A 16,268-nucleotide genomic window follows, 5' to 3' on the forward strand; every position below is an offset into this window, starting at 1 on the left:
ACGAAATCCGGATTTCAGCTATTCAGCACTTCGACCAGTCGCAGTTGGTACACTTCTGGCACCCTTCGGAGTAAATTAGCGACATGGAACTACAGTTCGGACACTCGGGATTTCCGCCCGCGTCGATGATGTCCTGCTGGTCGCCCTCCTTGCTGGCGGCGACTGCGCCGCCATCGGTTTCCGGACCAGTGTCAGCCTGCGTGTTCGTCGCGGCCTCGCCCTCGACTTCCTCCTCGACCTCGGTGAGGTTCTGCTGTTGGGGGTAGGCCTTCTCGACTTCGCCATCGAGGTAGCGCCGCATCGCGGTGCCGATGGCGTCGGGGATGGAGTTAATCTGCTCGCCCTTGTCCCACGCGACCTTCGGACTCCGGATGCCCTGTAGCTCGTCGGCTATCTCCTCGGGGTCCACGCCCGACCGGAGCGCCGTCGAGATGGTCTTGGCCAGCGCCTCGGTGAAGGAGGCCGTGAAGCCGCCGGAGTTGCCGATGTTGGCGAACAACTCAAAGGGTCGGCCTTGGTCGTCCTCGTTGATGTTGACGTAGAGCTTTCCGTACCCGGTGTCGATGCGCTGAGTGATGCCGTGAAGCACGTCAGGCCGAGGACGCTTGCTGGCGTAGGGACCCTCGGCGTCCTCGCCGTCGGCGACTTCAAGGAGGGACTCGATTTCTCGGTCGAGCGCAGTCTGGACCTCCTCGTTGTCGAGGAAGCCCTCGATGCCGCCGAAGACCTCCTGAATCTGCTCGACCAACTGCTCGGCCGCCTCGGACTCGTCGGCGAACTCCTTGTTGTCGGCGCGAGTCGTGAGGACCTGCTTGGAGCGAGTCCCGTCGCGGTAGACGGTCACGCCCTTGCCGCCGTTCTCGTAGATGTACTCGAAGACCTCCCGCATGTCTCCCTTACTCGCGGAGTTGGGGAAGTTGCACGTCTTCGAGATGGCCGAGTCAACGCCCTCCTGACAGGCGCACTGGACCGCGGCGTGTTCCTTACCGGTGAGGTCCGAAGTCACGACGAACAGTTCGCCGATGGCGTCCGGGACGGTTTCCAGACCTTCCACGCCGTCGAAAACGTTTTCGGCCATCTGGTCTTGGGCCTCCTGCTTGACCTCCTCTACGTCGATGTCGTTGTCCTCCAGCGTCCGGAGGAAGTAGTCGTCGAACTCCACGAGCATCTCGTCGCCCTGCACGTCGTCAGAGACGTTCTTGTAGTAGGCGACGTTGTAGATTGGTTCGCACCCGCCCGTGGTGTTGCCGACCATCGAGGTGGTGCCAGTCGGCGCGATGGTGGTCGTGTTGTGGTTCCGGACCGCGAAGCCGTCCTCCCAGTTGTCGGCGTCGAGACCGGTCTGCTTCTCGAACCACTCGCGGTACTCGGTGGGATTAGCGTACTTCGATTTGTCCCACTCGTCGAAGGACCCGCGCTCCTCGGCGAGTTCGTGGGACGCCCACTTGGACTCGTTGTTGATGTAGCGCATCAACTGGCGGGCGATTTCGTTGCCGGCCTCGCTCCCGTACTCGACGCCCAACTGGATGTAGAGTTGGGCCAGTCCCATGACGCCGAGACCGATTTTGCGCATCTCCCGGACCTTCTGCTCGATTTTGTCCACCGGGAAGTCCGACATGGTGACGACGTTTTCGAGGAAGCGGGTGCCGTACTCGATGCGGTGGTCGAAGTCGTCCCACGCCATCGCGTCGGCGAGGAAGGCGTCTACGGCCTCCTCGAAGCTCTCGTACTCGTCGCCGTGTTCGTCGTGCCAGACACGCCAGTCGGGGGCGTCCGTGTCGGCCAGCGTCGAGAGGTTGATGTGGCCGAGGTTGCAGGCCTCGTACTCTTCGAGTGGCTGCTCGCCGCAGGGGTTGGTCGCCAGAATCCGGTGGTCGGGATGCTCCTCGACGTCGAAGGAGTGTTCCTTGTTGACGCGCTCGAGGTAGATGACGCCGGGTTCGCCGTTCTCGTGGGCACCGTCCACGATGCGGTTCCAGATGAGTTCGGCGGGGATGGAGAGTTCCTCGCCGACCTCGACGTGTTCGCCGAGGCCGAACATCTCGTAGAGTTCCTTGGTGTGTTCGGTGGCGACGTGCGGCTCCTCGGTTCGGGGGTTCGTGAAGGTGAACTCCTCGCCGTTCTGGACCGCTTCCATGAAGTCGTCGGTGATGCCGACCGAGATGTTGAAGTTCGAGAGGTGGCCCTCGGCGGCGTTCCGGAGGTGCTTGGGGACGCGGCCCTCGTCGTCGATGAGTTCGCGGGCCTCGCCGAGTGCGTCCTTGAAAGAGTTGTGAGTGTAGTCGTCGGGGTCGTTCAGACGGAGCGTCTCGGCGAGGCTCACGTCCTTGTTCTTGGCGTGGATGAACTGGATGACGTCGGGGTGGGAGACGCGCATGACGCCCATCTGGGCACCGCGCCGGGCACCGCCCTGCGCGATGGTCTCGCACATCTGGTCGTAGGTCCGCATGAAGGTGATGGGACCGGACGCGATGCCGCCCGTGCTACCCACCGCGTCGCCGTAGGGTCGGAGCTTCCAGAATGCGTAGCCCATGCCGCCGCCCGACTGGAAGACTTGCGCGGCCTCCTTGGCGGTCTGGTGGATGTCGTCGATGTCGTCGGCCGGCGAGTCCACGAAGCAGGCCGACAACTGCTGGAGTTCGTCGCCCGCGTTCATCAGGGTGGGCGAGTTCGGCATGAACGAGAGGTCCTCCATCAGCGTCTGGAACTCGTCGCGGACCTCCTCGACGTGGCTCTGAATCTCGTCGGGGAGTTCCGGGACAATGGTTTCGTAAGAGAATTTGTTTACGTTGTAGACGGAGAGCGTGGTCTCGGCGTCGTCGTCGGCAGTCGTGCCAGCGCCGAATACCTCCGCGGCGAGTTCGTCGCGCCGGGGATGGTCGGGCTTGAGTTGGTCCGGCGTGACCGCAATCTCCTCGTCGCGCTTCTCGGCCTCGTAGACGGCCTCGGCCAGCGCGATGTTCTCGGCGACGCGCGGAAAGAGGTCCTCTTGCTCCTCGATGAGATTCCCGTCGGCGTTCTTCCGGAGGTAGCGCGCCGGGAGGATGTTGTGGTAGGCGTTGCCAGTGAGGCGGTCCTCAAGCGTCTCACCTTCGGTTCGCTTGATGGGCAGAGTGAGTTCGTCGGCCGTCAGTTCGCCCGCACCGCTCATACGCCGGTCACCTCGGGTCTCTGTCCGTCGAATTCCGCTCCCGCGAGTGGTGTAGTTCGGATCATTCGTGACGGCGATTTCATTCTGAATCCTCCGGTTTAACCTTTGCTGTCCCAGTTGGACTACTCCAAATTAATTTGCACTTTGATGCCTCTGGTCGAAATTAATCGCGCCGGAATCCGGTCGTATAAAAGGCGGATTCACGGCTATGAGTGGTCGATCAGAGGTAGCATCCGGACCCTAATAAGAGTATGCAGACCGCGGCGAAAGTAGTCAACCAACCGGAGAAGTACTTGAGTAAGCCTGACCTATCCGGCCGCCCACCACCGATTTCGAGACATGGCAGAGTATTAAGTGGTCGATACGTTTACGGTGGTCGGGGAGCCTTGATTTTATCATGGACATCGCTCTCGCGGCGGGACTGCTAGCGACGCCGCTCGGAAAACTGCTCGTGGGCCTCGTCGCCCTCGCGGCCGTCGTACTGGTCGGTCGAATCGTGCTGAGCGTCGCGTGGAAGTTGCTTCTGGCAGCCATCGTGGTCGTCGGGGCGCTCTACACGGCAGGCGTGTTGCTGTAGTCGAGCGCGTCGTCGGAACCGCTCTCGGCGCGTGCGCCGAGGGGAGAAAACAAATACGACTCTTTAGCATAGAATAATATTTCCTTAGAAAATATTTTCTTATCTCTATCGTTGCGAGTAACCGCCACGAAGGTTTATGTCCGAGAACGGGACCAACCCCGACCGGACGTTTCGCTCGGTCACGCGAAAGCGTGGCCGTGGAAGACGCGAGTCGTCTTCGCGGTTGCGAGCAGGTAGCTGGCGAGTCAGTCAGCACGGCCGCAGGGCAGAAGACGCCCATACCTCGCACGCCGCCAGTCCGACTAATCCGAAAGGACGGAGCCAAGCACCCGACTACTACACAGAGCTACGCGACTTTCCGGACGAAGTTCCGAATCACGTCGTGACCGACGGCGGTCAGCACGCTCTCGGGGTGGAACTGGACACACTCGATGGGATACTCGCGGTGGCGCACGCCCATCACCAGTTCCTCGCCTTCGTGGTCGGTCGTCGCCGTCACCTCGAAACAGTCGGGGACCTCGGTTGCGACCAGCGAGTGGTACCGACCGGCGCGGAACCGCTGGTCCAGCCCCGCGTAAACTCCTTGACCGTCGTGGTCCACCGGGAAGGCCTTGCCGTGAACCGGTTCGGGCGCGCGGCCGACCGACCCGCCGTAGGCGTAGATGGCGGCCTCTAACCCCAGACACACCCCGAGCGTCGGGACTTCGGTGCTGACCTCGCGGAACACGTCGGGCGTCACGCCCACGTCGCGCTCGTTTTCGGGATGGCCCGGTCCCGGCGAGACGACGATGGCGTCCGGGTCGGCCTCTCGAACGTCGGCCAGCGAGGCCGTATTGCGGACGACTTCGGTGTCGGCGTGTTCGCTGGTGTACTCCACGAGGTTGTAGGTGAACGAGTCGAAGTTATCCACGAAGAGGACGTCCAATTCGTCGTCAGGCGACCGCTTGGGGTCGCTCTCGACGCTCGCAGTCATCGACCCACCTCCGGGGCTTCCGCCTCGTCGTCGGGGCCGGACGACCGCGACTCCTCGATGCGGTCGAGGGCGGTCAGCACGCCGTCCATCTTCTTCTCGGTCTCCTCGTACTCGGCCGTGGGGTCGCTGTCGGCCACGATACCTGCGCCGGCCTGCACCGTGATGCGGTCGGCAGGAGTGACGTCTTCGTCCGATTCGATGGTCGCGGTCCGGATGACGATGGCAAAGTCGGCGTCGCCAGACCACGAGTAGTAGCCCACGCCGCCGCCGTAGAGGCCGCGGGCCGAGCGTTCGAGGTCGTCGAGAATCTCCATCGCCCGAATCTTGGGCGCGCCGGAGAGGGTGCCCGCGGGGAACGCCGCTCTGGTGGCATCGAAGGCGTCCGAGTCCACAGCGAGTCGGCCAGTCACGGTGCTCTCGATGTGCTGGACGTGGCTATACTTGAGGACGTTCATGAACTCCTCGACCTGCACGCTTCCGGGTTCGCTGACCCGGCGCACGTCGTTTCGGGCGAGGTCCACCAGCATGGTGTGTTCGGCCTGTTCTTTCTCGTCGGCGAGCATCTCGCCCGCGAGACGGCGGTCCTCGACCGGACTCGACCCCCGCGAGCAGGTTCCGGCGATGGGATTGGCCATGACTTCACGGCCGCGGACCGACACCAGCGTCTCGGGACTCGCGCCCACCACGGTTCGGTCGTCGTAGCCGAGGAGATACATGTACGGCGAGGGATTGACCTCCCGGAGGGCGTCGTAGAACCCGAGCGGGTCCACGTCGCCCCGGAGTTCGCGCTTCCGGGAGACGACGCCCTGATAGATGTCGCCGTCGAGGACGTGCTCCTTCGCGGTTCGGACGGCGTCCTCGTACTCCTCGCGCGGCCCGGCGGTCGCCGACTCGCGGACGAAGCCGCCGGTCTCAGGTGCGTCGGCCGATTCGAGGAGGTCGGCCACACGCTCGGCCTCGGCCTGCAAGTCGTCGTAGATTTCGGCGGGGTCGTCGTCCGGGCCGACCAGTGGCGTGAACACCAACGAGACGGTTCCGGCGCGGTGGTCGAACGCGACCGTCTTGGTGTTGAGGACGAACTGGGCGTCGGGAAATCTGGATTCGGGGCGCTCGACGCCACGCTCGTCCAGCCAGAAGTCGTACACTGCGTCGTAGGCCAGAAAGCCGACCAGACCGCCCTCGAAGTGCTGGCGGTCGCCCTCGGGGAAGCCGCGCTGTCGGGCGTCGGGCATGGCCGACCGCAGGGCGTCGAGCGCATCGCCGGAGTGGTCGCCGGCGACGAACTTGGCGGCCCGACCGCCGAGCGATTCGACGGTAGTCTCGTCGGGGTCAACCGTCACGACCGCTTCGGGGTCGTAACCCACGTAGGAGAACCGGGCGTGGCGGTCGCCCGACTGCTCGGCGGAGAACGCGCCATCGGGGTCGCTGGATGCGGTCTTCTCGGCGCTTTCGAGGAGGAAGGCGTACTCCGAGGCGTCGGCACCAGTCGAGCGCCCGGTCAGCGCCGCGTAGGCCGACAGCGGCGTGGTCTCGGCGTCGAGTTCGGCTTCGAGTCGGACGACGGAGAGGTCGTCACGTCCGGCGAGGTCAACGAACTGCGCGCGTTCCGGTTTCATGGTGTCGGGGTCGGATACGCGCGTTTCGCGTTCGCCACGAAGTCGGCGACGGCGTTCGGGTCCTTGCGCCCAGCGTTCGGAGACGCCGCCTCCGACGAGTCTGGCGTATCGTCGCTTCGCTCGACGCCGCTGGCCACGTCCACGGCGAACGGTTCGACCGAGCGAACGGCGTCGGCGACGTTTTCGGGAGTCAGACCGCCAGCGAGGACGACCGGCGAGTCGAGGCCCGCGGCGAACTCGGTGGTGCGCTCCCAGTCGTGGGTCTCGCCGGTGCCGCCAGCGCCCACGTCGTCCACGGAATCGACCAGTAGCGCATCGGCCACGTCGTCGTAGCGCCGGGCGTTCTCGGGTTCGGCGGCGTCCACGACCTTGAGGAGCTGTGCGTTCACGCTGGAAGTCAGGTAGGCGATGTCGCCGACGCCGAGGTCCCCGTGAATCTGCACCGCGTCGGGGTCGATGGCGCGGGCGAGTTCGACGGCGCGCTCCGGCGAGTCAGGCATCGTCACCAGCACGGTGGTCACGAACGGCGGGGCCGCGTCGGCGAGTTCGACTGCTCGCTGGGCGTCGATTTCCCGCGGGGAATCGACCGGCACGTCCACCAGCAGGCCGATAGCGTCCGCACCCGCTTCGACCGCGACTCGCAGGTCCTCGCGGGAGGTGAGACCGCAGATTTTGACGCGAGTCATGCTGGCACGCTCGAACAGAGCTGTTCCAGTTGGTCGGCGGCCTCGCCGTCGTCGATGGCCTCCGCGGCGAGTTGCGCGCCGCCTTCGAGCGAGTCGGCCTCGCCCGCGACGTAGAGGGCGGCCCCGGCGTTGGCGAGGATGATGTCGCGCTTCGCGCCGGTCACGTCGCCCTCCACGATGCCCCGCATGTCCTCGGCGTTCTCCTCGGGGGAGCCACCGGCCACGTCCTCGATGGGGTGGCGAGAGAGACCGATGTCCTCGGGCGTGACGGTGTACTCCTCGATTTCGTCGCCGCGGACCTCTGCGGCGGTGGTCTCGTCGTGGACCGCGATTTCGTCCATGCCGGACCCGTGGACGACCAGCGCGCGCTCCACGTCCATCTTGGCGAGCGACCGGGCGAGGACCGGCACGAGGTCCGGGTCGTAGACGCCGACGATTTGGGCGTCAGCGCCGGCGGGGTTGGTCAGCGGACCGAGGACGTTGAAGACCGTGCGCATGCCGAGTTCCTTCCGCGGGCCGATGACGGCCTTCATCGCGGGGTGGAAGACCGGCGCGAGCATGAACCCGATGCCGTCAGCCTCGATGGCGTCCTCGACGGCGGGCGGTTCGGCCTCGACTTCGACGCCGACCTCCTCGAGTACGTCCGCGCTCCCGGAGGAGGACGACACCGAGTAATTACCATGCTTGGCGACGGGGACGCCCGCGCCGCTGGCGACGATGGCGCTCGTGGTCGAGACGTTAATCGTATCGTAGTCGTCGCCGCCGGTGCCGCAGGTGTCTACCAGCGGCGCTCGGTCGGGGTCGATGGTCCGCGCCGCGTCGCGCATCCCCTGCGCGAACCCGGCGATTTCGGTCTCGGTCTCGCCCTTGGCGCGGAGCGCCGAGAGGAGCGCGCCGATTTGGGCCTCGGTGGCGTCCTCGAAGACGGCCGTCGCCGCCTCGCGGGCCTCCTCTAACGTGAGATTCTCGCCGTCGGTGACGCGTTCGATGTAGTCCTGCATTTGAAATCACCAATGTACGTCTTCGTCTTACGATGAACACAATCGTACATCGACTTAAAGGTGTCGGGGAACGAGGTCGGATTCGAAGGGGTCGGTGGCGCTCGCTGGAAACCGGTTCCTGCTCGAATCTGGCTTCGGGGAGTAGAAAACGGAATATTTCTCTAAGCCACATATAATTGTTTTAAATAGTTAGAAATACACTTTGGGCAAAGAATTACCATCGCTGACGGGGCAACTCTGCGGTCTCCTCCGACTGAAACTACCGCCACCGTTGCCCGGACAGCCACCGTTCGGCCGAACCTTCATGGTAAATCGCCGGACCGCGTTGGAATCCGAAAGGTTCAATTATCCCCCGGACAAACGAAGAAATGCGTCCGAAGGAGGTCGCACCAACATGGGTTTGTGGTCTAGTTGGTTATGACACCTCCTTGACATGGAGGAGGCCGGCAGTTCAAATCTGCCCAAACCCACTGTCATTCTCCGCGGACGAATTTTACTGCGCTTCAGAACTCCGAAGTCAGTGGCTTTGGAGTCCTGTTAACTGTCCGGATTCCGCGAAGCGAAGTTTCGCTCACGGGAACTGGTCGGCTGTTCGACCCGCTTTGTTGCACCACCGACCCGTCTAGCGTCGCAGAAAAGCCCGCCTGAGGACCACTCAGGCACTCCCTGATACCCAGTCAGGGTCCGAAAACCCAGCCACGACAACCGCATTCCGCAGTTCGTCGCTCGGATGTCCGCCGGCGAAACGCCGTCCGACCGCCGACGAGCGATTCGCCGCTACTCGACTCGGTACTCGGCGTCGCACATCGCCCGGAGTTGCTCGTAGGTCTCGTGGGCCACCGCGTCGTGATTAGCGAAGTAGACGCCGTGGACCTCCTTCGCCCGCACCCGGTTCGAGAGCGTCTGGAAGAACCGACAGACCCGCGAGTCCTCGGCGTACATCAACAGGACCCCGAGGGCGTCGATGACGACCCACCCCGACCCGGCCTCGACGTGTCGAATCGCGTCGGAGAACCGCATCCCGAGGCCGGTCAGGTCGTCGGGACTCACGGGGTCGGTCGTCCAGAGGTCGCCGTCGATTTTTGAGAACGTCGAAAACGAGGTCTCTGGAGAGTTTTTCTTCGGGGTCCTCGTCGTCCTCGGACTCGACGATGTCAGAGACTTCCTCGGCCGCTACAGCCGTGTCCTGCTGGTCCGGAGTCTCCTCCGGTTCGGTACTTCCGGTTCCGGATGAGTCACCAATGGTGCTCATTAATATGCCACCCCTTGCTCGTAACCCAGCATGGATAGAACACATCGCTCGGATTAGCCTTTGTTATTCACCATTTACCCACCGGAAACCATTGCTTACGAACAGTTGCACGTCTGTTTCATCCGCCCGCCGTCTGCCGGTAATCACCCCTTACCGGCCGTTTTCGGCGGTCTCAGTTCGGAGGGTCCTCGCGGTCCCGGTCCACGAGGTTCTCGTGAATCCCTAGCACTAATCCGGGAACTACCAGCATGAAGATGTGTTCCTCGATTGGGATTCCGAGGAGTTCGATACCGGTCCGAAGGGGGATGCTGAACACGCCGATATGGAGCGTGTACCAGTCCCAGACGTAGGCGATAGGGTACAGGACGGCGATGGTCCGCCCGGCTTGAACCAGCGCATTGGCCCGATAAAGAAGTCCTACCGCGACTGCCCCCCACACGACTTCGGTGGCGAGGTAGGTGTACTCGCCGAACACCGCACCGATGTCGGGTATCATTCCCGGCCCTTCTACTCGCAAGAATATAATCCTATCGCCGGTTGTCACTTCGTTCGACGCGCGATAACTTTCAAGACCATCCGAGGAGTATCTTCAGGTACCGATGGACATCGCTGATATTGCTACGGCGGACTACACGGAGCTAGAGGCTGAATCGAACGTCGGGAAGGCCCGGTCCGTCTTCGAGGACGAGAACCCGAAGGGCATCATCGTGACGCGCGCCGGGGAGTACGAGGGCGTCATCACGCAGAAGCAACTCCTGCGCTCGCACATCGAGGACCACACCAAAATCGAGACGCTGACTAAATCCGCACCGAAGGTCGAGCGAACCGCCAACGTCCGTGACGTGGCCCGAACGCTGGTCGAGGGCGGCACCAAGGTCGCGCCAGTCTTCGAATCGGGCAATCTCTGGGGCGTCATCAGCCAAGACCTCATCCTCGAGGCCGTGCTGGAGAATCTCGACTCGCTCACGGTCGAGCAGATTTACACCGAGAACGTCATCACCATTGCCGAGGACGCCACCCTCGGACAGGCAATCAACCGCCTGCGCGAACACGGCGTCTCGCGGCTTCCGGTGGTGGACGAGGACGGCTTCCTCACCGGCGTCGTCACGACCCACGACGTGGTGAACTTCGCAACCCGGAACGTCCAGAAGACGACCCGAGGAGACCGGTCGGGCGAGGGCGAGCGCCTGCTGGACCTGCCGGTCTACGACGTGATGTCGAGTCCGGCCGCGACGACCACCCTGAGCGAGAGCGTCAAGAACGCGGTCGAACGCATGTTCGAGAAGGATTACTCGGGACTCGTCGTCACGCCCGAGGACGACGACCGGGTGGTCGGCGGCGTCGTCACCAAGACCGACGTGCTTCGCGCGCTCTCCTACACCGAGGAGGACGTGATGGACGTGCAGGTCACGAACGTCAACCTGCTGGACACCCTCACCCGAGAGTCGATTCGGGAGTCCATCACCGAGATTTCGGACAAGTATCAGGACATGCGGGTCCGCCACGCCCACGTCCGGTTCCACGAACACAAGGAGAAGCTTCGGGGCACGCCGCTCATCCAGTGTAAGATTCGCCTCCGGACAAACCGCGGGCAGGCCGCGGGGTCGGGCGAGGGCTACGGTGCCGAACAGGCGTTCGGCGTCGCGCGCGACAAACTAGAGCGCAACGTGCTGGAGATGAAGGGCGTCGAGAGCGACCGGGAGTACGAGGGACAGCTCCTGCGGAAACTCGGCGAACTCTGAGCGCCGGTCGTCGCGGTCGAACCGTCCGACGACGCTTTTTGGCCACTCGTCGGTCCCGAAGTGCTGTAGATGGCTAAAAGAAACAGTTTGCTATTTTAGAGAAAGCCAAAGAATGCCGGGGCGGCGAGGCTCGGAAACGGACAGCGACGGAGCGGTCAGTTCTCGGGGCGGGGCGCGGCCTTCTGGAGTGCGGTCTCGGCGATGTTGCCGCCGTAGTCGGCGGTCCGGGACAGCGAGTCCACGACCAGACTGAGTTGCTGGGCGCGCTGGGCGTCCATCTTGCGGATGAGGTCGTCCACGTGGCGGGTGTGTTCGTCGATTCCCCGGACGCGCTCGCGGGCCTCGTTACCGAGACGAGTCGCTTCGGTACCGTCGTCTTCGAGGAGGGCGTCCATCGCCATCTCCACGATGTCGGCGGACTCGGCGTGGAGTTCTTCGAGGGCCTCGGCAACGTCGTCGGGAATCTCGCCGAGGTTGAGACCGAGTTGGCCGATTTTGGCGGCGTGGTCCGCGATACGCTCCAACTGGCGGGCGCTCGAATGGTAGTCGAAACACGTCTCGCGGGGCAGGCCGATGTCGGCCGCGGTGCTGGGGTTGCGGAGCGCCGACCGGAACACGCGCGAGACCATGAACCAGAGGCGGTCCACGTCGTCGTCGCGCTCGATAACGTCGGTGGCGAGGCTATCGTCGTTCTCGACCAGCGCGGTCACGGCGTCCTGAAGCATCGTCGCCGAGACGAGTCGCATCCGGGTGATGGCGTTGTGAATCGAGAGTTCCGACGAGTCCAGCAGGTCCTGCAGGACCACCCGGTCGCCGGTCTCCTCGATGACCTCCAGACCGACGAGGCCCTGCGTGGCGTCCCGGACCGTCCGGCGCTGGTCGGGCGTCACGCGGGTCGATTCGAGGTTGATGATGTCGAAGCCGCTGACGTACAGCGTGAACACCGTGCGCATGAGTTGCGCGCCTTCGAGGTCGGAGATGTCCACGGTCCCTTCAACCGTGTCTTCGGTCGTCCGAGGAGAGAGCAAAAGCGAGTCGCCTTCGGGATGAAATTCGACGCGGTCGCCCGCTTCGATTCCGTTCTCGGTCGCCCAATCCTTCGGAATCGAGACGGTGAACGTCGAGCCGCCCGTGACTTGGACCTTCCGCGTTTCCATGTGAGAAACGCGGGTGTGGGGAACAATAAATCTATCCCAATCTATATACGAATCTCGAAACGCACCGGAATACGCGGAGACTCGTGATTGGGTATTGGCACGTACCGCGGGAGTCGTCCCGGATACTCACCCGTATCGCCTTCCATGTTCCACCTAACCACGGTTTACGTCATTCAGCCGACTTTCGGAGACCTGCATACGCATGAGTAAATACGTCTATATAGAAATAATAGAAGGGTATTTACTTCGTCTTCGGCAAATCCATCCCAATGCGGGAAAGACCCTCTGTAGACCGTCGAACAATTCTCCTCGGAGGGGGCACCGCCATCGCGTCGCTAGCCGGGTGCGTCAGTACGAGCAAGACGCCGCCGGGCAGTCGTGGGGAAGCGACGACGACGAGCGAGGAGTCAGATGACTCGTCTTCGACCCAACTGAAGGCGGGTGGCTCCTCGACGGTGTACCCGATAACGAGCAAAGCCGCGTCGGTGTGGAACTCCAACCCACCGGCCGACGACGAGGAGTACTGGGGACCGAGCAAGTACGGCATCGACACGGACGAACGACTGGCTAATTACTGGGCGAGCAAGTACGAGAGTTTCGACGCCGAAGGCTCGTCGCCGCCGTTCAAGGTGACGGTCGGTCTGAGCCACTCCGGCACGGGACTGGAGAAACTCAAGAACGGCCTCATCGACATCGGCAACGCCAGCGCGCCGGTAGACGCCGAACTGCCCGACCTGAGCGACGAGGAACTCGACAAGTTCGAGAACCACGTCGTGGGCGTGGACGCTCAGCCAATCGTCGTCAGCAAGGAAATCTACGAGGCGGGCGTCGAGAAACTGACCGCCGAACAGGTCCGGAAAATCTATCAGGGGGAGATAGAGAACTGGTCCGAGATAGACGCCTACACCGGCGACGACAAGGAAATTCAGGCAATCGGCCGCGCCGAAGGGTCGGGCACCGACACCGCCTTCCGGGCGAACATGCTGGGCGACCCCGACGCCCCGATGTCCGGCGTGGACGTGCGGAAAGGCCAGAACCAGCAGGTCAAGACCATCGTTGCCCAGTCGAACAACGCTATCGCGTACATGGCGCTGGCCTTCCTCACGTCCGAGACGCCGACCGTCAAACTCTCGTTCGACGGGAAGGTCTACGAGCGCGGCAAGAACCTCTCCGAGAAGGGGTATCCGCTCTCGCGTGACCTCCACTGTTACACCTACGACGGAACCTCCGAGATGGAGGCCGCCTACCTCCGGATGCTCATCAACGAGTTCGGGCAGGAGAACTTCGTCAAACCGTCGGGGTACTCGATGCTGACCGAGAAACGCCGGAAGAACCAACTCGAAAAGCTTCCCGACACCAAATGATAGGAAGCATCGACACCCGCGTTCGGTCCGCCCGAGCGACCGTCGAGGACATGGACCGCGGGGCGCAGTTCGTGGACGGCGTGGCCGTCGCGTCGGTCCTCGGCGCGCTGTTGGCTTTCCTCGTCGCGCCTGCCTACACCGTCTTCCCGCTCCTCGCGTTCTTCGGGGCCGCTGTCTACGGGTGGAAGGCCCATCAGGCCAACACGGCGAAACTGCTAATGTTCCTGATGACGGCTTCGACCATCGTCATCCTCGGTCTCATCACGGTGTATCTGGTCCTCCGGGCGCTCCCCATCTTTCAGGCGATGGGTCTCGACCTGATATTCAGGACCAGCGAACCGCTCTGGAGTACCAGCGAAGGCATCTACTCGCTGGTTCCGATGATGTGGGGGACGTTGGTAACGACCGTACTGGCGATGGCCATCGCCGCGCCGCTGGGCGTGGCCGGCGCGCTGTTCATCAGCGAAATCGCGCCGAGTTGGGCGCGAGAGGTCATCAAGCCCGGCATCGAGATTCTGGCCGGCGTTCCCTCCATCGTCTACGGGTTCATCGGCTACACCATCATCAACACGTACATGATGGAGGAGTTCAACCTCGCCAACTTCGGAAGCCTGTTCGCGGCCGCGCTGGTCATCGGCGTGATGTCCCTGCCGACCGTGGTCTCGGTCGCCGAGGACGCAATCGACAGCGTGCCCGAGTCGATGAAAAGCGGGTCGCTGGCGCTCGGCGCGACCGACTGGCAGACCATCAAGAACGTCACCATCCCGGCGTCGTTCTCGGGCGTCTCGGCCGCGGTCCTACTGGGCGTCGGCCGCGCTGTCGGCGAGACGATGGCCGTGACCGTGATGCTTCCCCACCAGCAGGTGCTTCCGGACCCCATCTACGACGTGTTCTCGGGGACCGAGACGCTCACCAGCCTCATCGCGGGCCAGTACGGCATCGCCAGCGGCGACCAGATGTCGGCGCTGTTCGCGGCGGGCGTGGTGCTGTTCGTGACCGTCCTCGGACTCAGCATCGGGTCCCAACTCATCGAGGCCCACATGGAGCGCAAACTGGGTGGTAGCCAATGAGCTACGAGACGAGCGACCTCGTGACCGACGAGTCGTCGCTGTCAGAGCGCGTCGCGGCGGCCATCGTCGGTCTCAACGTCGTCTCGGTGATACTCGGCTTCGCGGCCATCTTCCAGTGGACCGAGGTTGAGGCCGACTTCTTCGGCGTCAGCCTGTTCAACCTCTACGGCCTGACCCTCGGCGCGACCGGTCTCGCGGTCATCGCGCTCGGCGTCGCCTCGCGGGCCGGCCTCGTGGACACGACGCCCGACCGGAGCGCCGGCCTCCTGACCGGCGGCCTGTTCGGTCTCGTCGGCGTCGTGACCGGTGCCCTGTTCGCCTCCCAGACGCTCGGCTTCGGCCTCGTCGGGTGGCTCGCAGTCTCCCTGCTGTTCGGCGCTGGCTTCACTGCGATAACCGTCCTCCCCCGCGAGGACATCGGTTCGACGCTCCCCGCGGGCGCGCTGTCGATTACCGTCGGCGCGCTGTTCCTCCTGAACGTCATCACGACCGAGTGGGAGTGGGAACCCGAGGGCTTCTCGGCCGCCTTCACCGGTCCGGTTATCGGTCCGGTACTGACCATCTTCGCCGGCCTCGTCTGTGCGTGGGCCGCGGCGAAGGCCCACGAGGGCTTCGGAACCCGCGGACGACAGGCCGGCGCGTACCTGCTGGTCGGCCTGAACGCCTTCGGGATGCTGGGAGTTCTGCTCCTGCTCATCCTGTTCGTCGCCGGAAAGGGCTGGTCGCGGATGGTCGAGGACCTCAAGTTCGGCCTGTTCAGCGAACCAGCCTTCTGGTTCCAGATTCCCGGATTCGACCAGTACCTCGTCTTCGAGATTCCGGGCGTCTGGTTCTACTGGCCGTTCACGATGAACGGCTATTCGCTGTCGAGCGACGTGATGAACGGCGTCCTGCCGTCTATCGTCGGGACGGTCTGGCTGGTCATCGGCGCAGTCCTGTTCGCGGTCCCGCTCGGCGTCGGCGCGGCGGTGTTCCTCACCGAGTACGCCGAACAGGGCGGGTTCACTCGCGCCGTCGAGATTGCGACCAACGGCCTGTGGAGTACGCCGAGCATCGTCTACGGCCTGTTCGGCTACGCCTTCCTCGTGCCGCGACTCGGTAACACGACCTCGCTGATGGCGGGCCAGTTGGTGCTTGGCTTCATGCTCCTCCCGCTGGTCCTCATCACCAGTCGGGAAGCCATCAAGACGGTACCCAAGGAGTACCGGGACGCCAGCGCGGCGCTCGGTGTCAGCCAGTGGGAGACCATCAAGAGCGTGGTCTTGCCGGCCGCGATGCCGGGCGTCATCACGGGCGTCATCCTCGGCGTCGGTCGGATTGCGGGCGAGACGGCACCCATCCTGCTGGTGGCGACCGGTAACTTGCAGGCCAGTCAGGGACCGCAGGTGCTGACCAACTTCCAGTTCACGTCGAGTCCGCCCTTCGTGGCGAACCCGGCCCTGCTGGACAGCATCAGCGCCCTGCCCTACAAGCTCTACGCGACCATCACCGCGGGCGTCGTGAGTTCCGACCCCGCGTTCGGATGGGCCACCGCGCTGGTGCTCCTCATCGTGGTGCTGTCGTTCTACGCGGTCGGTATCGTCTCTCGAATCTACTTCCGGAGGAAACTCGAACAATGAGCAACGCAGAATTCAAACAGAGCGAGCAAGCGAGCGAACAGGAGACCGGCGAACAGTCCG

Annotated in this window: 13 protein-coding genes and 1 tRNA gene; 6 read left to right on the forward strand and 8 right to left on the reverse strand. The window is 63.7% G+C overall.

Going from position 1 to position 16,268, the window contains the following annotated elements:
• Positions 1–22 precede the first annotated feature (22 nt).
• Positions 23–3,151, reverse strand: a complete 3,129-nt coding sequence (locus P2T57_RS08190) for an adenosylcobalamin-dependent ribonucleoside-diphosphate reductase (protein WP_276301993.1) — start codon at positions 3,149–3,151, stop codon at positions 23–25.
• Between the two features lie 397 nt (positions 3,152–3,548).
• On the opposite strand from P2T57_RS08190, the gene P2T57_RS08195 reads away from it, so the two are divergent.
• Complete coding sequence (locus P2T57_RS08195; protein WP_276301994.1) at positions 3,549–3,728, forward strand: DUF8029 family protein; 180 nt, start codon at positions 3,549–3,551, stop codon at positions 3,726–3,728.
• A 346-nt stretch (positions 3,729–4,074) separates the two neighbouring features.
• On the opposite strand, the gene trpG is transcribed toward P2T57_RS08195, so the two are convergent.
• From trpG to trpD, 4 genes are read right to left on the reverse strand one after another with little or no spacing between them, the layout of a single operon-like run.
• A complete protein-coding gene (gene trpG / locus P2T57_RS08200; RefSeq protein WP_276301995.1) occupies positions 4,075–4,701 on the reverse strand; it encodes an anthranilate synthase component II in 627 nt (208 codons plus the stop codon).
• Positions 4,698–6,317 (reverse strand): anthranilate synthase component I, encoded by a 1,620-nt coding sequence (gene trpE, locus P2T57_RS08205; protein ID WP_276301996.1) that lies wholly within the window; start codon positions 6,315–6,317, stop codon positions 4,698–4,700. The genes trpG and trpE overlap by 4 nt, the downstream gene beginning before the upstream one ends.
• Positions 6,314–7,003, reverse strand: coding sequence for a phosphoribosylanthranilate isomerase (locus P2T57_RS08210; RefSeq protein WP_276301997.1), 690 nt, complete (start codon positions 7,001–7,003; stop codon positions 6,314–6,316). The genes trpE and P2T57_RS08210 overlap by 4 nt, the downstream gene beginning before the upstream one ends.
• A complete protein-coding gene (gene trpD, locus P2T57_RS08215) occupies positions 7,000–8,004 on the reverse strand; it encodes an anthranilate phosphoribosyltransferase (RefSeq protein ID WP_276301998.1) in 1,005 nt (334 codons plus the stop codon). The genes P2T57_RS08210 and trpD overlap by 4 nt, the downstream gene beginning before the upstream one ends.
• A gap of 396 nt (positions 8,005–8,400) precedes the next feature.
• Between trpD and P2T57_RS08220 the strand changes: the two genes are divergently transcribed.
• Positions 8,401–8,474: transfer RNA gene (locus tag P2T57_RS08220), tRNA-Val, on the forward strand.
• Between the two features lie 307 nt (positions 8,475–8,781).
• Here P2T57_RS08220 and P2T57_RS08225 read toward each other — a convergent pair.
• Together P2T57_RS08225 and P2T57_RS08230 are read right to left on the reverse strand one after the other, a co-directional pair.
• Positions 8,782–9,162: a DUF7504 family protein gene (locus P2T57_RS08225; protein ID WP_420028535.1), complete on the reverse strand. Its 381-nt coding sequence runs from the start codon at positions 9,160–9,162 to the stop codon at positions 8,782–8,784.
• A gap of 266 nt (positions 9,163–9,428) precedes the next feature.
• Positions 9,429–9,752 carry a lycopene cyclase domain-containing protein gene (locus P2T57_RS08230; RefSeq protein ID WP_276302000.1) on the reverse strand — a complete coding sequence of 108 codons (324 nt, stop codon included), beginning with the start codon at positions 9,750–9,752 and terminating at the stop codon, positions 9,429–9,431.
• A gap of 103 nt (positions 9,753–9,855) precedes the next feature.
• On the opposite strand from P2T57_RS08230, the gene P2T57_RS08235 reads away from it, so the two are divergent.
• Positions 9,856–10,998: a CBS domain-containing protein gene (locus P2T57_RS08235; RefSeq protein WP_276302001.1), complete on the forward strand. Its 1,143-nt coding sequence runs from the start codon at positions 9,856–9,858 to the stop codon at positions 10,996–10,998.
• A 155-nt stretch (positions 10,999–11,153) separates the two neighbouring features.
• Here the strand turns inward: P2T57_RS08235 and P2T57_RS08240 are convergent, their stop codons facing one another.
• Complete coding sequence (locus P2T57_RS08240) at positions 11,154–12,155, reverse strand: phosphate uptake regulator PhoU (protein WP_276302002.1); 1,002 nt, start codon at positions 12,153–12,155, stop codon at positions 11,154–11,156.
• Positions 12,156–12,424: 269 nt separating this feature from the next.
• Between P2T57_RS08240 and P2T57_RS08245 the strand changes: the two genes are divergently transcribed.
• The 3 genes from P2T57_RS08245 to pstA are packed head-to-tail and all read left to right on the forward strand — an operon-like array spanning position 12,425 to position 16,208.
• Positions 12,425–13,519 carry a PstS family phosphate ABC transporter substrate-binding protein gene (locus tag P2T57_RS08245; RefSeq protein WP_276302003.1) on the forward strand — a complete coding sequence of 365 codons (1,095 nt, stop codon included), beginning with the start codon at positions 12,425–12,427 and terminating at the stop codon, positions 13,517–13,519.
• Positions 13,516–14,589, forward strand: coding sequence for a phosphate ABC transporter permease subunit PstC (gene pstC / locus P2T57_RS08250; RefSeq protein ID WP_420028517.1), 1,074 nt, complete (start codon positions 13,516–13,518; stop codon positions 14,587–14,589). Before P2T57_RS08245 ends, pstC begins: the two co-directional genes overlap by 4 nt.
• Entirely contained in the window at positions 14,586–16,208 is a 1,623-nt protein-coding gene (pstA, locus tag P2T57_RS08255; RefSeq protein WP_276302004.1) for a phosphate ABC transporter permease PstA, read from the forward strand. The genes pstC and pstA overlap by 4 nt, the downstream gene beginning before the upstream one ends.
• Positions 16,209–16,268: the final 60 nt, after the last annotated feature.

The organism is Halorussus lipolyticus, assembly GCF_029338375.1.
GTDB classification, from domain to species: Archaea; Halobacteriota; Halobacteria; order Halobacteriales; family Haladaptataceae; genus Halorussus; species Halorussus lipolyticus.